At 62.7% G+C, this 450-nt stretch carries 1 protein-coding gene; it reads left to right on the top strand.

Annotation, left to right across the window (positions count from 1 at the left end; translation table 11 throughout):
- The coding region (locus tag R0J92_RS21735) for a cation diffusion facilitator family transporter (RefSeq protein WP_411053165.1) at nt 1-450 on the top strand (450 nt) is incomplete at both ends.

The following is a 450-nucleotide window of genomic DNA, read 5'->3' on the forward strand; positions in this document are numbered from 1 at the left end:
GTGATCGCGGCGGTCGGCGCATGGTGGGCAATCCGCATGAGCTACAAGCCAGCGGATGGCAATCACCCTTTCGGGCATCACAAGGCCGAATATATTTCGGCTGTCGTGGAAGGCGTCCTGATCACGGTCGCCGCACTCCTGATCTTCCGCGAGGCGTGGTTTGCGCTGGAAACCCCGCGCAAGCTCGATGAACCCTGGCTGGGCCTTGCCATCAACACCGCCGCGGCCGTCATAAACGGCCTGTGGGCGACCTTGCTGATTCGCACCGGCCGCAAGTTCCGCTCGCCCGCGCTGGAAGCCGACGGCAAGCACATCATGACCGATGTTTTCACCTCGGCTGGCGTTCTGGTCGGCCTTGTCGGCGAGGTGGTGACGGGCTGGGCCATACTCGATCCGCTGCTTGCCATACTGGTCGCCATCAACATTCTCTGGCAGGGCTGGCATGTCATC

The sequence above is a fragment of the Tritonibacter sp. SIMBA_163 genome, from assembly GCF_046535935.1.
GTDB classification, from domain to species: Bacteria; Pseudomonadota; Alphaproteobacteria; order Rhodobacterales; family Rhodobacteraceae; genus Epibacterium; species Epibacterium scottomollicae.